The 499-nt window shown below is 56.1% G+C and carries 1 pseudogene; it reads left to right on the forward strand.

What is annotated here, in order from left to right:
- Positions 1 to 123: 123 nt before the first annotated feature.
- Positions 124 to 499, forward strand: a pseudogene (locus F1735_RS34215) (reverse transcriptase domain-containing protein); the annotation flags it as partial.

Raw genomic sequence — 499 nt, forward strand, 5'->3', positions numbered from 1 at the left:
CAGAAAAACCATCGATATCGTCTTGGATGCGTCCTGCTGCTGGTGTCATATTCGATTCCATGTGGGTACCAACTTCCTTAATTAGAGTTATGAAGTTGTCTCACAACAGTTTGACACAGGGGGGATGGTATGGACATTGCTCAGACTGGCCGCTATCTGGTGACCGCGTTACCGACCATCCGCAAGCAGCTGATGGCAGGCACGTATCGGCCTAGTCCGGTGCGTCGCGTCGGCATCCCCAAGCCAGATGGCAGCGAGCGAGAGTTAGGCATACCCACCGTCACCGACCGGCTGATTCAGCAGGCACTGTTGCAAGTGCTGCAACCGCTGATCGACCCTACTTTCAGTGAACACAGCTACGGGTTCCGGCCCGGCCGTCGGGCGCGTGACGCGGTGCTCGCAGCACAGCAACATGTGCAGGACGGCTTCCGAATCGTGGTGGACGTCGATCTTGAGAAATTCTTTGATCGGGTCAATCATGATGTGCTCATCGACCGGT

The organism is Massilia genomosp. 1 (genome assembly GCF_011682185.1).
GTDB lineage: Bacteria > Pseudomonadota > Gammaproteobacteria > Burkholderiales > Burkholderiaceae_D > Telluria_A > Telluria_A rubra.